The organism is Sphaerospermopsis reniformis, assembly GCF_005402885.1.
GTDB classification, from domain to species: Bacteria; Cyanobacteriota; Cyanobacteriia; order Cyanobacteriales; family Nostocaceae; genus Sphaerospermopsis; species Sphaerospermopsis kisseleviana.
The window spans coordinates 1-637 of record NZ_BJCE01000541.1 but is presented as its reverse complement, the minus strand read 5'-3'; the positions used below and the strand labels follow the sequence as shown (position 1 = coordinate 637).

The 637-nt window shown below is 36.1% G+C and carries 1 protein-coding gene; it reads right to left on the bottom strand.

The genetic code is table 11. The features are described 5' to 3' along the window. Window positions 1-7 precede the first annotated feature (7 nt). On the bottom strand, window positions 8-637 hold a 630-nt coding region (locus FFR48_RS28300), incomplete at its 5' end, for an IS4 family transposase (RefSeq protein WP_137669615.1).

Below are 637 nucleotides of genomic sequence, written 5' to 3'. Positions count from 1 at the left end.
AAGGAGGCTAAACAGCTTGTCTCATAAGGAAAAGAGCCTGAAAACCACGTTGAAAAAATAAGCGTTTATGAGGTTTGAGAGCAATTAAATTGAGAGCTAAATCAGCCCACAAATCCATGCCATAAATCCATAACTGTCCGTAGAGAGAAAAACTAAAATCACTCTGACGAGGGTACTTATCCTGATGCTGTTGAATACGTCCAGCGTAAGTTTCTATACCTAATTTCTTCATTCGTTGACCGTGCATAGTAGCTAAACTATAAGCAATCACAATCAAGAAAACTAGGGCTAAAAAACGAGTCTCATTGGCTTTGCTATCCTCTAAATTATAGCCACCAGTTTTACAATCTTTAAAAAACTGTTCAATTCCCCATCGGCATCTATAAAGACATAAAGTTTGTTGCAGATTGGGTAGATTTGTCAAGATATACCAAGGTTCTTTCGGTCCTTTTTCTCGATACTTTCGTTTCCAATAAACAGCAATATTAAATAAGCCCAATTCATCTGTTTTACCGCATTTAACATTTTCATAAAAATAAGACATCCCTGGCTTAAATCCTTGGTTTTTCAGCACTTTATATTCTGAGTCTATCTGTTCTTGGAAATGAAGGTCTTTTTTCTGTCGTAGAGCAAAGTA